General features: G+C 47.2%; 13 protein-coding genes and 1 pseudogene. 12 read left to right on the top strand and 2 right to left on the bottom strand.

What is annotated here, in order from left to right:
• Positions 1-197: pseudogene (locus ABIC15_RS04570) on the bottom strand (copper amine oxidase); the annotation flags it as partial.
• Between the two features lie 306 nt (positions 198-503).
• Between ABIC15_RS04570 and ABIC15_RS04565 the strand changes: the two are divergent.
• The 7 genes from ABIC15_RS04565 (at position 504) to ABIC15_RS04535 (ending at position 5331) form a co-directional block, all read left to right on the top strand.
• The gene (locus ABIC15_RS04565; protein ID WP_214767706.1) at positions 504-800 is read left to right on the top strand and encodes a DNA-directed RNA polymerase subunit beta; all 297 of its coding nucleotides are present in this window, start codon (positions 504-506) and stop codon (positions 798-800) included.
• A 27-nt stretch (positions 801-827) separates the two neighbouring features.
• Positions 828-1250 (top strand): 3-hydroxyacyl-ACP dehydratase FabZ, encoded by a 423-nt coding sequence (fabZ, locus tag ABIC15_RS04560; RefSeq protein WP_012371522.1) that lies wholly within the window; start codon positions 828-830, stop codon positions 1248-1250.
• A gap of 7 nt (positions 1251-1257) precedes the next feature.
• Complete coding sequence (locus tag ABIC15_RS04555; protein WP_012371521.1) at positions 1258-1680, top strand: hypothetical protein; 423 nt, start codon at positions 1258-1260, stop codon at positions 1678-1680.
• A gap of 132 nt (positions 1681-1812) precedes the next feature.
• A complete protein-coding gene (locus ABIC15_RS04550; protein ID WP_214767704.1) occupies positions 1813-2136 on the top strand; it encodes a four-helix bundle copper-binding protein in 324 nt (107 codons plus the stop codon).
• 136 nt (positions 2137-2272) lie between these two features.
• Positions 2273-3802 carry an SdrD B-like domain-containing protein gene (locus tag ABIC15_RS04545; RefSeq protein WP_354019851.1) on the top strand — a complete coding sequence of 510 codons (1530 nt, stop codon included), beginning with the start codon at positions 2273-2275 and terminating at the stop codon, positions 3800-3802.
• A 116-nt stretch (positions 3803-3918) separates the two neighbouring features.
• The gene (locus tag ABIC15_RS04540; RefSeq protein ID WP_012371518.1) at positions 3919-4350 is read left to right on the top strand and encodes a helix-turn-helix domain-containing protein; all 432 of its coding nucleotides are present in this window, start codon (positions 3919-3921) and stop codon (positions 4348-4350) included.
• Positions 4351-4482: 132 nt separating this feature from the next.
• Positions 4483-5331, top strand: coding sequence for a pirin family protein (locus ABIC15_RS04535; RefSeq protein ID WP_354019850.1), 849 nt, complete (start codon positions 4483-4485; stop codon positions 5329-5331).
• Between the two features lie 67 nt (positions 5332-5398).
• Here ABIC15_RS04535 and ABIC15_RS04530 read toward each other — a convergent pair whose 3' ends face one another.
• The gene (locus ABIC15_RS04530) at positions 5399-5644 is read right to left on the bottom strand and encodes a hypothetical protein (RefSeq protein ID WP_376778098.1); all 246 of its coding nucleotides are present in this window, start codon (positions 5642-5644) and stop codon (positions 5399-5401) included.
• A 110-nt stretch (positions 5645-5754) separates the two neighbouring features.
• On the opposite strand from ABIC15_RS04530, the gene ABIC15_RS04525 reads away from it, so the two are divergent.
• The 5 genes from ABIC15_RS04525 to ABIC15_RS04505 all read left to right on the top strand — a co-directional run bounded on the left by ABIC15_RS04525 (position 5755) and on the right by ABIC15_RS04505 (position 15952).
• Positions 5755-6996, top strand: a complete 1242-nt coding sequence (locus ABIC15_RS04525) for a UDP-glucose dehydrogenase family protein (RefSeq protein ID WP_354019849.1) — start codon at positions 5755-5757, stop codon at positions 6994-6996.
• Positions 6997-7059: 63 nt separating this feature from the next.
• Positions 7060-7473, top strand: coding sequence for a hypothetical protein (locus ABIC15_RS04520; RefSeq protein ID WP_354019848.1), 414 nt, complete (start codon positions 7060-7062; stop codon positions 7471-7473).
• Positions 7474-8007: 534 nt separating this feature from the next.
• Entirely contained in the window at positions 8008-11307 is a 3300-nt protein-coding gene (locus ABIC15_RS04515; RefSeq protein ID WP_354019847.1) for a hypothetical protein, read from the top strand.
• Between the two features lie 212 nt (positions 11308-11519).
• Entirely contained in the window at positions 11520-14198 is a 2679-nt protein-coding gene (locus ABIC15_RS04510) for a glycoside hydrolase family 70 protein (protein WP_354019846.1), read from the top strand.
• 143 nt (positions 14199-14341) lie between these two features.
• Positions 14342-15952 carry a S8 family peptidase gene (locus ABIC15_RS04505; protein ID WP_354019845.1) on the top strand — a complete coding sequence of 537 codons (1611 nt, stop codon included), beginning with the start codon at positions 14342-14344 and terminating at the stop codon, positions 15950-15952.
• Positions 15953-16078 lie beyond the last annotated feature (126 nt).

The following is a 16078-nucleotide window of genomic DNA, read 5'->3' as shown; positions in this document are numbered from 1 at the left end:
ACGGCAAGCACGAAGTGCTCTGAGAGTAACTGATCGAGTGTTGCACGGAGGTCAGCGGCTTTTGTTTTGACCGTGACGTTCTTCGCGCTCTCCTCATGTTTCATGTCGTCTCCGCCACCGGAAGCGAATGCTGCCGTTCCTGGTAATACGAGTGCTGCTGCCATGGCTGTTGCTGCGAATTTTTTCGTGTTTTTCATCTTGTCTCATCCTCTCAAATTTGGGTGTTGTTTTTGTATATTTGGTAGTTGTTGTCTGCATCGTTCTGAACAGCATACGCACCCGGATTTTGTTTGGATTGAAAAAATTGAAAAATTTTTTTAAAAAAGACCGGATGGTTCTGTTTCTTCCTTATATATAAAATGCAGAACTTTTTTTACAAGTTCACGGTTTGTGCATGTTACACTTAAAAAAAGAACCGTTTTGTAGCTGAACTGCAACTATTTAATACCAGGTACTAATATGCTATACTGTTCTTTAGACTGAACCAATGAAAGGTGATCAAGATGGTACAAAATCAAGCCGGAACGGACCAACCGACCCGTGAACGTCTGAAACGTAATCAAGAGGTTAAGAACGAACAGCCGCAAGAACAGGAACCGAAGCAACGTAAAAAATTACGTCAGTATTCTTCACGTCGCGTTCCGATTATTGCTCGTTTATTGATCATTGTTCTTCTTATTGTCCTTGCGTTAGTGATCGGCGCAATGGTTGGATATGCGACACTTGGTGGTGGCGAAGCGATGGATGTCCTTAAGCTCGACACATGGACCCGCATCACCGATTTTTGGACAAAATCTTAAATTAACCAGTGATTGGAGCTGCGCTATATGTATACGATTGAACAAATCAAGGAAGTCATTCCGCACCGTTATCCGTTTTTGCTCGTCGACCGGATTCTCGAAGTCGAGGAAGGAAAACGGGCTGTCGGAATCAAAAATGTCACGGCAAATGAAGAATTCTTTAACGGCCATTTCCCGGATTACAACGTCATGCCCGGTGTGTTGATTGTCGAGGCGTTGGCGCAAGTTGGTGCTTTTGCTGTTCTCAAGATGGAACAAAACCAAGGCAAACTGGCCTTTTTTGCCGGCATCGAGAATTGTCGTTTCAAGCGTCAGGTCGTTCCCGGTGACCAGCTCCGACTGGAAGTCGAACTGACGAAACTGCGTGGACCGATCGGTAAAGGGCGTGCCACAGCAACAGTCGATGGGGAAGTCGCCTGTACTGCTGAACTGACTTTCGCAATCAAGTGAATCCGTGATGAAGCGTTTGCTGATTCCCTTGGCAATCTCGCTGCTTGTCATTCCCGGTTGTCAGCGTGCTGACGAGGTGGAGACCGCTTCCCCGACGGTCATCATCGATCCTGTCACGCGTGCCGGACAAACGGAAAACATCTCGGCTCAGATTTCAGCAACGGACAACGACCGGATGCGTCTGACGATTCGGACGGCCAATGACATCCGGCTGGATGACCAACAGGTTGATATTCGACTGGATGTCGCCAATCAGTCGATTCCGTTCCCCTTTGTTTCGTTTACGGCGAAAAAGATGGGGGAAATCAGAACGTACACGTCGGATACGACGATTGAAAAAGAAGTCTTCGATGAAAACCGCTTGCCGGTCCTGATCATCGATGCAGGCGCCGGACGTGGCATTGAAATTCCGCTTGAAGTCGTCCGTTAATGGAAAAGAACCATACGATAACCAGTTGTTCCCCGGTTATCGTATGGTTCTTTTTTTGTTTTAAGAGAGTGTATCCGGGGAAGAAGGATACTAGCGTTTACTTAGTCATCACTTCAAAGGGGGAATCATATTATGCACGAAGCACATCAGGAAGCTCTAACGACACTCGAAGCCTGTATCGTCGCCTGTAACACTTGTTTTGACGCCTGTCTGAATGAATCCCACGTTACTCATATGACGGATTGTATTCGTCTTGACCGGGACTGCGCCGACATTTGCAGCCTGCTCAGTCAGGCCATCGTCCGAAACAGTCCAAACATCGCCGTGCTTGCGACGGCCTGTAAGGAAATCTGTTTAGCCTGTGCCGAAGAATGCTCGAAACACGATCATGACCACTGTCAAAAATGTGCTGCAGCCTGTGAAGCGTGTGCGAAAGCCTGTGATTCACTCGTATAATCTTAAGACGACTGATCCTTTTTGAGGGACAGTCGTCTTTTTCTTGGACGAATTTCGGAAATCAGGTGGTTTATTTTCCCTTTATTGTTTAAAATCTAGGTAACACATATTTTAGAATGGAGCGAAAACAAACATAATGCGAAAAATTGGAATGTACATAGCAGCGTGTCTGCTTGTCTTTGGTATCATCACACCAGCTCAGGCAGAAACGATTTCTGCATGGGATGTCACCGGAACGGGAACGAATCCGTATACGTTGACATTCACGGGAGAAGGGACAGTCAATCTTGAATCTGAAACGGAATTGGTCTTTGAAGGCGGATTGACGGGACAAGCAATTGATATCGTCAAAAACCCGACCGTCACGTTTACAGCGGAAACGGCACCTGTCGTGAAAGTAACATCGACGGATCAGGCGAAGACGATTTTGATTCAATTCGGCCGCGAAGTCAAAGCGGAGCCGACACCGGAAGAACCCGTGACAACGGAACCAACGCCGGAAGAAAAACCGACACCGGAGGAGCCGGAGACGGAAGAACCAATCAAAGAAGAACCCGTGGAAGAAGAACCGGTCAAGGAAGAACCGAAGCCGGAAACGGAACCCGTCAAGGAAGAGCCGGTAAAGGCGACGACGGGAATCATCAACGGACTCATCTGGTTTGATGAAAATGAAGACGGGATCCGTCAGGAAAAAGAAACACGCATCAGTGACGTCCCGGTGTACCTCTTAAATAAAAACTACGATGTCGTTGAGGAAGTTTACACGAAAGACGGACTCTACACGTTCAAGGACATCGAGCCGGGCACGTATTACATTGAAGTGTACGGCATGGACATCGGGTACTATTACACGTCTCCTCAACACGAAGGAACGGATCCGACGATCGATTCGGATCTTGACGAAGATGACCTGGCAAAAGTGAAGCTGCAAGCAGGGGACATCGTTCAAGTCGATGCCGGTCTCTACGGTCTCGAAGACGAAGAAATGGACATGGCGAACCTTCTGATCGTCACGAACTTCCTCGATGCGAATAACGATCAGATTCCGGGTTACACGGAGCAGACGATTCCTGCAACCTATACGATTACGGATGCCATCACGGGGAAAGACGTCTACACGGAAGAAGTCGGAAAAGACGATGCCTTGTCGATCGAATTGACACCGGGAACGTACACAGTGAAGACGGAAGTCGCTGCCGGATACACAGTCGAAGCGATGCACCACGTCTCGCTCGATGAGATGATGGATTCGTTCGAATTGACGAAAGCCGGAGCGGAAGCCCTTGCTGTCGGTATGGCAGATGAAGACGAAGAAGAATTCCCGGGATACGATGAATTCCTCAAACTGTTCAAACGAAAAGCAACGACGGATTCGGTCACGTTGACGGATGAGACGATGGGGTATTTCCTGCTTGCTGAAATCAAGAAGGCGAAACCGGTCGTGGAACCGAAACCAACGCCGCAACCAACGAAGACATCGACTACACCGGCACAAGCACCGGTTACGGAAGTCAAAGCAGACAATCCGGATACAAGCACAAGCAATAGCAATGCATCCGGTGAACGACTCCCGCAAGCAGGGGAAGAGAAACCGTTCCCGTACGCAGCGACAGGAGCAGGACTGGCAGTCGTCGGACTCTGGTTACTGTTACGACGCGCAGGATAAGGACAACCCTCTGGACCATACCGGTTCGGAGGGTTTTTGATGTGTGTATTGATTGACACACACGCACACACGTGTGTATAGTAAGAGTATCAAATGAATGGGAAAGAGGGATTACGATGTTAACGACAAAACAGATCAGTGAATTGTTACGCGTATCAGAAGAGACGGTCCGCCGCTGGATCCGCACAGGCGAATTACATGCGGAACAGGACGGTAAAGGGTATTTGGTCGACGAGCTGGCACTCAAACGTCTGGTTGACGAGAAGTCACAGATCCCGGGCAACGCGATGAATAAAGTTTTGCCGATCATCAACGACCTGTTTGGTCCGGAAGCGGCGAAGTTTGCCAAGTCAAACCTGTTTGATCCGCTCCGTCAGTCAATGGATCAGTCGGCACCGCCACGCCCGGAAGCGTCACCGGAGTCGGTTGCAGAAGAACTGAGCCAACTGAAACGGAAAAAACGTCGCCTCGAACTCGAACATGAACTGAAGCTGCTAGAAATCGAAGAGAAGATTGCCGTCCTCGAACAAAAGGCGTCACGTCTTTAATCGAAGTGCTGAACGATTCCGTCAACCGGAATCGTTTTTTTGTGCGCAAAAATCCTTTGACGAGCAAACGAGTACGGCTTCCGCAACAGGCTATGCGACAATGAAAGCATCATAAGTGGAGGAGTTGGAAAAATGTTCGAACGTGATATCAAGAATCATTGGCAAGTGACATATCAACAAAACGGTTATCCCCATGTCCAACAGGGCTGGGTGCTGTCACCAGACCGGAAAGACGAGTTTGATCCGTTTATCCTGATGGCGGAGGACTGGTTCAAACGCGGAACGTTTTCCGATCATCCGCACCGCGGCTTTCAGACAATCACGTATGTCATCGACGGTCGGCTCGAACATATCGATAATCATGGCGGGCACTCCATTCTTGACGCCGGAGACATCCAGTACATGAATGCCGGCTGGGCGGCGCGGCATGCTGAAGAAGCGGTCGATGACGATTTGATTCATACGTTGCAACTTTGGCTCAATCTGCCGAAGCGTTTGAAAGAGACGACGACATCGTATCAAAATGTTTTGCTCGAACAGGCTCCGGTCGTGACGTTTGACGGAGGACACGTCCGCGTCTATTCCGGTGAGATTGCCGGCGTGACGGGACCGCTCGACAGTCTCGTCCCGATTACCATGAGTGAGGTTTCACTTGCTCCTGGAGCGACGTATACACATGTTTTACCGGCGAATCATAACGCTTTTCTGTATGTCCTGGCCGGAGAACTGGAAGCAGGAAACAGCAGGACCCGCCTCGCGAAGACGATGGCTGCGACGTTGACGTTTGACGAACAAGCAGCAGGGGAGAGTTCACTCGAGCTGACTGCAACCGGTCGGACGAAGCTATTGATTTACTCGGGTCAACCGATCCGGGAGGAGACGATTGCCTACGGACCGTTCGTCATGAATACGGAAGAAGAAATCCGTCAGGCATACCGTGACTACCATGACGGGAAATTCGGACCACCGGCCGTCCTGTAACGACAAAAAAACCAGTTCCGTTGATCGGACTGGTCTTGTGTGATCGATAGGCGGACACCGCTCGACCTCAATTTGAGGCAGAACCGGTCGTCCGTTTTTTCTTGCGGCGCCAAAACCAGTAACCGAGCCCGAGTGCAATCGGGATCGCGGCCAGGTAAGGGTTCGCTTCTAAATAACTGATGATCTCAAACAGCGCGAACCATCCACTGAGTAAACCGAGGATGAGTAAGATCGTCCGAATCGCTTCGGGAAGCTTGCGGATACGATATGCGAAGAGACATACGAGGCAAAAGATGATAATCGCCACGAGCATTCCTCCCATTCCCGTATTCAGTATAGCGTATTCGAAAAGCTTTTTCGATGCACAAATCACTTTCGCTCCCGTATAGTGAAGACAGGGAAACTGATGAAGGATGTGATGAGATGCAAGTGACGGTAATTGGGACAGGATATGTTGGTCTTGTGACCGCGATTGGATTAGCCGATGCCAAACACGACGTGGTGTGTGTCGATTTAAATAAAGAGCGGATGGAACAATTAGCGCAAGGGATTGCACCGATTACGGAAGAAGGAATTGAAGAGGCCTTACAAAAAAATCAAAGTCGTTTGACCTTTACGACCGACTATCCGCTATCCGACCTGTATTTGGTGGCAGTCGGAACACCGGAACGGGCAGACGGAAGTTGTGATTTGTCGGCAGTGCAGGCAGTCGTTAAATTGATTCATTCCATTCAACCGGATGCTGCGGTCGTTTTGAAATCGACGATTCCACCGGGAACGACGGAATCCCTCCAGGAAATGTATCCATCGTTACGCTTTGCAATGGTACCGGAATTTCTTCGAGAAGGGACAGCGATCCGGGATATGCGTAATCCGCACCGGGTTGTTATCGGGACGCACGATCAAGGATTGGCGGAGAGTCTGGCTGACTTATTTAAAGCGAATGCACCAATCGTTCATGTCGATCCGACGACGGCCGAGCTGACGAAGTATGCCGCAAACAGCTTTTTGGCTGTCAAAATTAGTTTTATCAATGAAATTGCACGGCTGGCGGATATCGTCGGAGCGGATGTCGAAGATGTAGCCCATGGGATTGGTCTAGATCCACGTATCGGTCCGGCGTTCTTAAAAGCGGGTGCCGGTTACGGCGGCTCATGCTTTCCGAAAGATATTGCCGCTTTGACGACGTTAGCTCAAAGACAAGGTGAACACCTTCATGTCATTGAGGCAGCGGACCGGACGAATGAAGCCCAGCTCGAGTATGTTCTTCAAAAAATCGATCCACGACCCGGTCTCCGGATTGCTCTGTTAGGTTTGTCGTTTAAGCCGGGAACGGATGACTTACGTGATGCTCCGGCATTACGTCTGGCAGAGCGTCTGACGAAAATGGGTGCCATCGTCACCGGATACGATCCGGCTGCGAAAACTCTGCTCGATCAAAAAAATACGCTCGAAGAGGCCGTTAAAGGGGCAGAAGTCGCTGTCATCATGACGGAGTGGGACGACATCAAGCATGTCACGCCAAAACAACTGACAGCGAACATGAAGACCGCCCGTTTGATTGACGGACGTAACTGTTGGGCATTCGTTGATGAGCCGGGTGATGTCCAATATGAAGGAATCGGTCGACCGAGTAAAACATTTTCGAACAATCCAACTTCCTGACCTGTCATATAGGGTGAGTCCATCAAGGATTCATCCTATTTTTTACGGAAAAGGAGAAGAAGGATGAAAATCGATTATTTCAGCGTCATGCCGAGTGGTCCGAAAGGCGCACTGGAAACACATTGTCTGACAAACGGAAACTGGTACGAACGAATCAGTGAGGAGTGGGAACGGGCGATTCATTACGGAGCGGGTCTGATCCGGATCAAGGACAAAGGGGCCGAACTACGGATTCCGATTGAATTCGGACTCGGTTATGTCCTGCAATACTTACGGCAGTTCACGGCAGCAGAACGGCATACGGTCGACCGGGCGAGACGGCATCTCCAGCAACAGCTCGAATGGATCGGGCGGGGGCTGCCGATTCAGTTGCGTCGGCTCGGGGACATGATCGAACTGACGGCGGACGCGGATCACCGGTTTCAGCGGGAAACGTTTTTAGAAGCCGTGGAGCAAGCCAATCGAAGCCTGTCTTAATTGTTGAAGCTGTCACGCAGAGAAACGTGACAGCTTTATTATATTTCAGGAAAACATTAATTTTATTGAAATAACGTAAAATGTAAGCGTTTTCTTAAAAAGGTATGACCAGTTTTTCAATTTCCATATACGACCTGTAAATATATTTTAATAGTTACTACTATTCACCTAATTTTTACAAAAAACCTATTGTCGTTAGTTTCTGAATTTTGTATATTTGAGCTGTAGCTGAGTGATTCACTGATTTCAAAGTGAGGCTTGGTACGAACCTACGACATACCGAATTCCTTACCTGTAAGGCGTTCGACAGCATGTTCCTGTTCATCCCAAACTGGATACATAATGGATCACTGACGATCGTCTACTGAATAGGCGATGGATCGGCGTGTGAAACAGAACGTATTCCTCCGAAGAAGGCAGGGACTTTGTTGAATGGATTAAAGTAAAATATTTGTAAATATTTACTTTAAGTGTAGGTTATCTGGTTGGGATTGTCGCATTTAGTTTTGAAAGACAAGAGGAGGAATTGTAAACATGGCTTACACGAAAAAATCAAACAAATTGTACGCTGCTGCAGCTGCACTCGCAGTCACTGCATCTGTCGTCGCACCGGTTGCTGCTGACGCGGCTTCGAAGGTCTCTGTTAAATACATCGCTCCAATTTTGATGAAACATGCAGGCGGTGACAAGTACGCTGTTAAGAAATTGACATTGCCTAAAAAGGTCAAAGTCAAGCTCACAAACGGCAAGTACGAAATGCGTTCAGTGAAGTGGAACGGTACCGTGAAGTTTGAGAAGAAATACATCAACAAGTTCCAAGTCTTGTACGGCACAGTTGCCGGTACTTCGAAAAAAGCAGTCCTCAAAGTAGAACTTCAGAACTATCCGGTTGATGTCCTCGAACCAGTCCTCGAACCAGTTGCAGTCGGAGGGAAAGTTGTTCTTCCAAGCACAATCAGCATTCGTTATAAATCGGGTATCATCGTCAAACGTCCGATCAGCAAATTTAACCTGAAAACACCGGATACTTCAAAAGCCGGCAAATATAAACTTGCTTATTCATACAAAGGTGCGAACTCTGTCATGACAGGTTCAATCAAATATGAAGTCAAAGCAGCGAACATCATGAACGTCATGGGAAGCGTCGACGATCAGACACTTTCTGTTAAAGCGGACGTCATGTACGCAGCGGCAGGCGCAATGGCAGAACTCTTAATCTACCCGGGTAAAGATATGTCAAAAGCACCGATCGTCGTCAAAGGATCGCTTTCGAACGGGAAATTCATGGCTTCGAAAGGCGGAATCCCTGAAGGCACACACAGCTATGTTGTCAAAGTCGGCGATGTGAAATCAGCAGCAATGGACTTCACAGTAGCGAACACGATGCTGACATCAGCAAAAGCAATCGGCAACAAAAAAGTCGAAGTTTCATTCTCACGCGCCGTTGACAGCGCATCAGTCGATAACTTCAAAATCGCAGGCGGAACAGTTACAGCTGTTACCCTCAGCCCGGACAAAAAATCAGCACTCCTCGACGTGTCAGGTCTTGATTACGATAAAGACTACACAGTGGAAGCGAAAGGCATCAAGATCGGCGGCGTCGCTCGTGACCTTGGTTCAATCAGCTTCATGACACAAGGCGTTGAAAACCTCTGGATGCTGGAAGTTTCACCGAAAGCCTCGACAATCGTCGCAAACGGAGCTGACAACACAGAAGTGACGTTCTTGCTCAAGGACAAAGCAACGGGTGAAGTCGACAAAAACGCAGACGATATCGTCTTGAAATTATCCACATCATTCGGTGCGCTTGCAAAAGACCGCGTGACAATTCAAGACGGAAAAGCAACGGTCATCCTCACTTCAGAGTTCAGCAATACGGACCTCGAAGCTATGATCCGTGCAGAAATCATCGAAACGGCAGCAGGCGATTACAAAAACCTCATCGGTAAGATTTCAGGAGAGACGAAAGTCAAGTTCAGCACAATCGCTGTTACTCCGGCTCCGATCGAGATGATCAATGTTCTTGCAGCTGAATCAAACCAGGCAGATCGCGTGACGGTCTTCCTCGATAAAGCCGTTTCACGTGAACTCTTACTCAAATCATTCGGACTTGATAAAGTCATGCAAGGTCTTCACGAAGAAGATTACCTTGCAAACGACAACATCCAAATCGAACAATTTGATGGTATGAAACGTGTCATCGGTGTTAAAGCGATTCCTTCGAATCCGAAAGCATTCGAATTGATCCTGGACAAAGAAACACCACTCCAAGACAATGCAGTCGTTAAGCTCGTCGCAAAAATCACGAGCAGCACGGATACAGAAGTGAAATCAAAAGCAAGCTTCAAGTTGACGGATGCTCGTCCTGCTGAAGTAACATCTGTTAAAGCAGTCGGTCTGAACCAACTCGAAGTGAAATTCTCTGAAGCGGTCGATTCTGCGAAATTCAAAATCGACGGTCAATACGGAGAGAAGTACTTCAAAGTCATCCATTACGGATTTGACAACAAAACTGGTGTCGATCGCCGCGATACAGTCCGTATCATGCTCGATGACAACTATCCAGGTGTCAAAGAAGGTTACTTCGCTGCAGGTAAACACTCGCTTCAAGTCTGGGATACAATGGACTTCGCAGCACTTTCAGATGAAAGCAACATCGGAACGACACAAAACCTCGACTTCACGGTTGCGGCTGACACAGTCAAACCGACAGCTGGCGTCGTTGTTGAGTCACCTGAGCAATTCCGCGTGTTGTTCAGCAAAGGCCTCAAAAATGCGAATATCCTGGCATTGCTTGATAACGAACTGAAGTTTGAGCGTTACAACTCGAACACGAAGAAATACGAAGACTTCAGCAAGTATGTCAATGTCACGTCTTACAACAAAGAGACGGGCGAAGCTGTCATCGAGTTAATGAAAGACTGGACGGAAATCTACGATACAGTCAACACGAAAGAAAACTACTACAACGATAAGTTCCGCATCACGCTCGAAAAAGGTGCCATCCAGGCCGAAGCGAACGGTGAGAAGAACGACGCGTTAATCCTTGACCTCAGCTATGAAGGATCGCCGCTCAACACGCCGGACCTGAAGAGTGCTGAAATCAACACGATCGACCGCGTACCAATGACAAACGACTTCGTTGTCATGATGAGCGAGCCGGTGAAAATCCGTGACCTCGATGAGTACAACACGCCACTCATCAATGCGGACGGTATCGTCTTGCCTCCGAAAACGACAGTTGAATTCATCGGTAAGAACAAAGATGGAAAAATCGTTACAATCGACGGATCTGTCGTCAAGTACACGGATACAACGGACAAAAACTTCCAAGTCAAAGCAAACGAGAGCCTGCAAAAACTCGTCGACATGGAAGGGTACGGCGAAGACTGGAAAGTCGTCGTCAAATCATTGTCTGATGATGTCGGTAACACGGTTGCAACAGCGACACATGACTTCAAACTCATGAAAACGCCTGTTAAACCAGTCTTGACGCCGTTCGAAATCGTTAAAGTATCAGCGAACGAGAAAAACGAGAAAGACGTCATCCGCATCAAGTTCACAGAGGGCGTTCAATACTCTGGTATGTACGATGCGACAAGCACAGCGAACTACATCCTGAACGGAAAATCACTTCCGGTCGGAACAAGTATCTCGCTTGCTGACTCAGATGACATCGTATCGAACGGACTTGATATCGTTAAAATCAAAGTCCCGGCTGGTACACTCAAAACGTTGTCGAACGTCATTGTCGTCAACAAAGATCTTCAGTCATACGACAACTCAGTCTTGACTGGCGGTTACGAGAAAGCAGTTCTTCTTGGATTAAACTAATTCCCTCGAACACCTTTCGTCCGGAAATGGATGGAAGGTGTTCTTTTTTATGACAATTAGTGCAATCGATTGCATTTTGTTGAATCTATTGACTTTTTTTTAAAAATAGAAGGTGTTATCTTGAAAGAAAGATGTTAAATTATGTGATGTTGTTTAGTAATTAAAGGAAAAAATAATCAATTAAATACAGATAGTAAAGGAGACTTATATTGATGAAGAATAACAAAAAAGTATCGGCTGGACTGCTTGCTACCCTCGTAGCAACAAGTAGCTTCGGTGTAGCACCAAAACAAGCAGCAGCTTATACGTCAGGTGAGAAATTGGATAACCATGTCATCTTCCAGAGCTTCAGCCTCTACCAACCATATGACAGCAATATGTACCGGACTCTTGCTAAAAAAGGTGACCTGTTAAACTCATGGGGAGTAACAGATGTATGGATGCCGCCTGCGTATCGTTCGTTTGATATGGCGCGCTACATGGAAGGGTATGCTATTGCCGATCGGTATGACTTAGGTGAATTCCCACAAGGACCAGGCGGGACAACGGCAACGAAATACGGTAAAGCCAGTCATCTCGAGATGATGGTCGACATGTTGCATGATGATAACATCAAAGTTCAAATGGACTTGGTTCCAAACCAGATGCTTGGATTAAACAAGCGGGAAGCTGTTTTCGTACGTCGTGCGACAAGCTCAGGTGAGTTATTCACGAATCCATACACGGGCGGACAGACAACAAAAACGCTCGCGACACCTTACCTCGCCTATACAAAAGGCGGCGGACAGGGACAAGAAAAATACGGGTACCTCAAAGAGTGGAACAAAACCTTCTTAAATGGAACATCGCTTCAAGGTCAAGGTACAGGACGTGTCATGACGGACAAAGACGGTAAACCGTACCGTTACTTTGGACCGGAGAATGAGAAAAACTATTTACCTGAATGGTTGATTGAAGCGTCTAAAACTCAAAACTTGAATGTCGTCGATACTTATCTCGCGGCTGACGGTTGGTATGAAGTTTCACCGCAGAACTGGAAACCGATGTTATCGCAATACGCGAAGGATCCGGGTTACCTTGCTTATATGAAAGAAAATGGTTTCGAGACAAAAGAAGCACTCCTCGCGTCAGCGGACAATGGAACGATTGCGAAGTTGACGGAAGAATACATGAAGACACAAGCAACTTACGGATACGGAACAGAAGAACGTTCGTATCAAAACGATAACTCGGGCATCGATATCGAGGATCAGTTCCTCTTCGTAGATGAAACAGGATTCCCGCTTCAAGCCTATAACAAGACGATGACGAATAACGATGAGTTCTTACTTGGCGTAGACTTAGCCAACTCGAACACAGAAGTCATCAAAGAACAAAAGAACTGGATGAAGTGGATGCTTGAAACATACAAGTTCGACGGCTTCCGGATCGATGCAGCGTCACACTACGATACGGCGATTTTAAAAGCGGAAGCAGAAGTCGCAAAAGAACACTTTGGTAAAAAAGAGCATTTAAGCTACATCGAGAGCTATAAGTCAGAGCAAAAAGCATACATGAAGGCAAATAACGATGAGCAGCTGATCATGGACTCACCACTTTACTTCACGATGCGGAATGCCCTTGGAAATGAAGCGTCAAAACGTCCCTTAAGTGCCATCGTGACAGGTTCAACTGTTAATCGTGCAGCGACTTCAACAGATGTATCAGCTAACTGGTCATTCGTTAATAACCACGATCAAGAGAAGAACCGCGTCAACCAGATCATGCTCGATCTGTACGGCATCAAAACAGGTATTCAGTACAAAGCAGGCGAAGAGCCGAAATCCTTTGAAAAAATGTACGATAAAGATACAGAAAAGAAAGCACTCGCAATCTACAATGCAGAACTCGCAAGCACAAAGAAAAAGTATTCAGTGGATAACGTCGTCTCACAATATGCGTTCTTGCTGACGAACAAAGATACGGTTCCGACTGTTTACTACGGTGACTTGTATCAGACGGATGCTTCATATATGTCTAAGCAAACGCCATACTATGACGAAATCACGAACTTACTGAAAGTCCGTAAGCAATATGCATACGGTGCTCAGAAAGTGGCGTATCATACGACGAACACTTCAAAAGTCGCCGGCAGTCATTTGATTTCAAGTGTCCGACTCGGTAAAGACCGTAACACGGGTGTTGCGACAGTCATCGGGAAGAAGTCAACACTTAACACGACAATCAAAGTCGATATGGGCAAACAACATACGAACCAAGTCTTTGTCGATGCGAGTGGTGTAACCCAAACGAAACTTGTCACAGACAAAAACGGAATCTTGACAGTTCCGGTTAAAGGGATGAGAACGGCAGAAGTAAATGGATACCTCGGTGTCTTCGTTCCACAAACAACAAAAGCACCGACGGCAACAATCGAGAAAGCAAGTGTCTATCAAGGAAAAGGTATCAACCTGAAAACAAAAGTCTTGAATACGTCATCAACTGTATCATCGATTCGTTATCAAGTAGCGGACACGTCAAAAGCAACAGTGGATACTACGGGACGTCTCGTTGGTAAAGCATCAGGCAAAACGACTGTGACGGCAACCGTGACATTAAAAGACGGATTCGTCCTGACAACTACATTGCCGATCGAAACGAAAGTCAATGAAGTGAAGCTGAAAGCTACGCAAAAAACATTGAAAAAAGGTCAAACAACGACAATCGGTTATGCGTCAACAACCGATAAAATCAAATCTGTCAGCTATGCTTCGCTCAATAAAAAAATCGCGACGGTGAGCACAAAAGGACAAGTTAAAGCAGTCACTAAAGGAACAACATCAATTCGCGTTACCTATACGACTGTTGGAAATTATAAGGTCGTTAAAACCTTCAAAGTCATCGTGAAGTAAAACAAAAATCCATCACCTGTTGAGGTGGTGGATTTTTTATTTAAAAATAAATAAATTAGGTAAATGATTTTTAATATCCCACATTATTCCAAAATTTACGGGTATATAGATGTAAGGACCTAAGACAATTGGAGGGTGAAGGAATGAAAAAAATCGTCGCAGGAAGTCTTGCTGCGAGTTTGTTCATGGGACTCAGCGTAAACGGGGAAGCCGTCGGGCAACAAAAAATTGCTGGTACAACACAAAAAACCGTCAGTGCAAAAAAAATCAATCAAGCGAAAGCTTTACCGACATTCCATGGCAGTTATGCCGGAACACCGATGAGAGGACGATTTGATGAAGACGGATTTGCTATCTGGTACATGGACGCCAAAGACTTTGTTCAGGACGGAACGCATCTTGAATTTGAACTGGATTGGGATGTCTACGGCACGATGTTTACGAGTAAGGCAGACATTGATGCGGGACGCGTCTACAATCGTTATTTCCAGCGTAACGACGAGACGATGTATTTCCCGCTCAGCTGGAGTGGACGGCAGTACTTGATTTTAGAAGGTTACCCGGGCGATACATATTCCGTCCCGTTCAGTGTCTCGCGTTACGAACCGATTGATGCGACGAGCAGTTCCTCTGTTAAAACGAAAGCGAGTACGACAACGGCTCTTATCATCCAGACAAAAGCGGGTATGGTACGCAGCAGCAGTCTTGGTGCCAAGTCTGTCGAAGCTTTTGCTCCGGAATTGCGTTTAGAAAAATTGACGTATCGTTCAGCGGCGGAAACGAAATTAGCGAAACAAAAGTTTGAGCAGTCGAGTGCGACGGCCTACGTCGAATATGATACGCCGATTCAAGCGTTCGGAACGGACGCTTTCAAGCATCATCAATGGTCGCTCCTGAACACCGGTCAGAAAAAAGGGTTGAAAGGAGCGGATATCGGTCTGACGGCGATGCAGAAACGGATTGCGAAGAAAAAACAGTCGACAACGCTCGTTGCGGTCATCGATTCCGGTATCAATCCGAGTTATGCCGATTTCGCCGGGAAAGTCCGGATGGATCTTGGTTATGATTTCGTCAACCGTTCGAAGACGGCGTGGGATGATTACGGGCATGGGTCGCATGTCGCCGGTATCATTGCAGCCGGAAGTGACAATACGTATGGGATGACAGGGATTAATGCCAAAGCCTCGATTATTCCGATCAAGGTCCTCGATGAGAACGGTGCCGGCTATACGTCGGACTTGGTCAGTGGAATCAATCATGCGGTGAAAAAAGGTGCCAAAGTCATTAACCTCAGTCTCGGTGGCGATACCTCTTCCAAGGCGGTCGAGTCGGCACTGGCTTATGCGAAAAGTAAAAACGTGTTGATTGTCGCCGCTTCCGGCAATGCTGGAAAAAAGGCATTGTCTTATCCGGCTCGTTCGAAATATGTACTGTCAGTCGGTGCGACCGACCGGACGGATAAAAAAGCGTCCTTCTCGAACTACGGAACGGGACTCGATCTTGTCGCACCAGGTGTCGCGATTCCGAGTTATCTCGCAGACGGAGAACTTGCCTTTGCGAGCGGAACATCGATGGCCGCGCCGCATGTCGCCGCTGTCGCCAGTGTCTTGTACAGTTTCAAGCCGACGATCAAGTCAGCGGACGTCGAAAGTATCCTCAAAAAATCAGCGAAGGACCTCGGTTCGAAAGGATATGATACGACCTATGGTTCCGGTCGTCTGAATGCTGACCGGGCGACGAGTTACATTAAATGAAGCCGAAAGTGAATCCAGTTGATGCTGGGTTCGCTTTTTTTGTTGCGCAGCTAAAAAACAGAAAAAATTGCTTCGAACGTAAAAATTAGGTGTTTAGCGTAAAATTTTCCATTATACTGGTTCTGT

Source organism: Exiguobacterium sp. PvP048 (genome assembly GCF_040549175.1).
GTDB classification, from domain to species: domain Bacteria; phylum Bacillota; class Bacilli; order Exiguobacteriales; family Exiguobacteriaceae; genus Exiguobacterium_A; species Exiguobacterium_A artemiae.
Note: the sequence above shows the minus strand (reverse complement) of the source record. Positions and strands in the feature narration are given on the sequence as shown.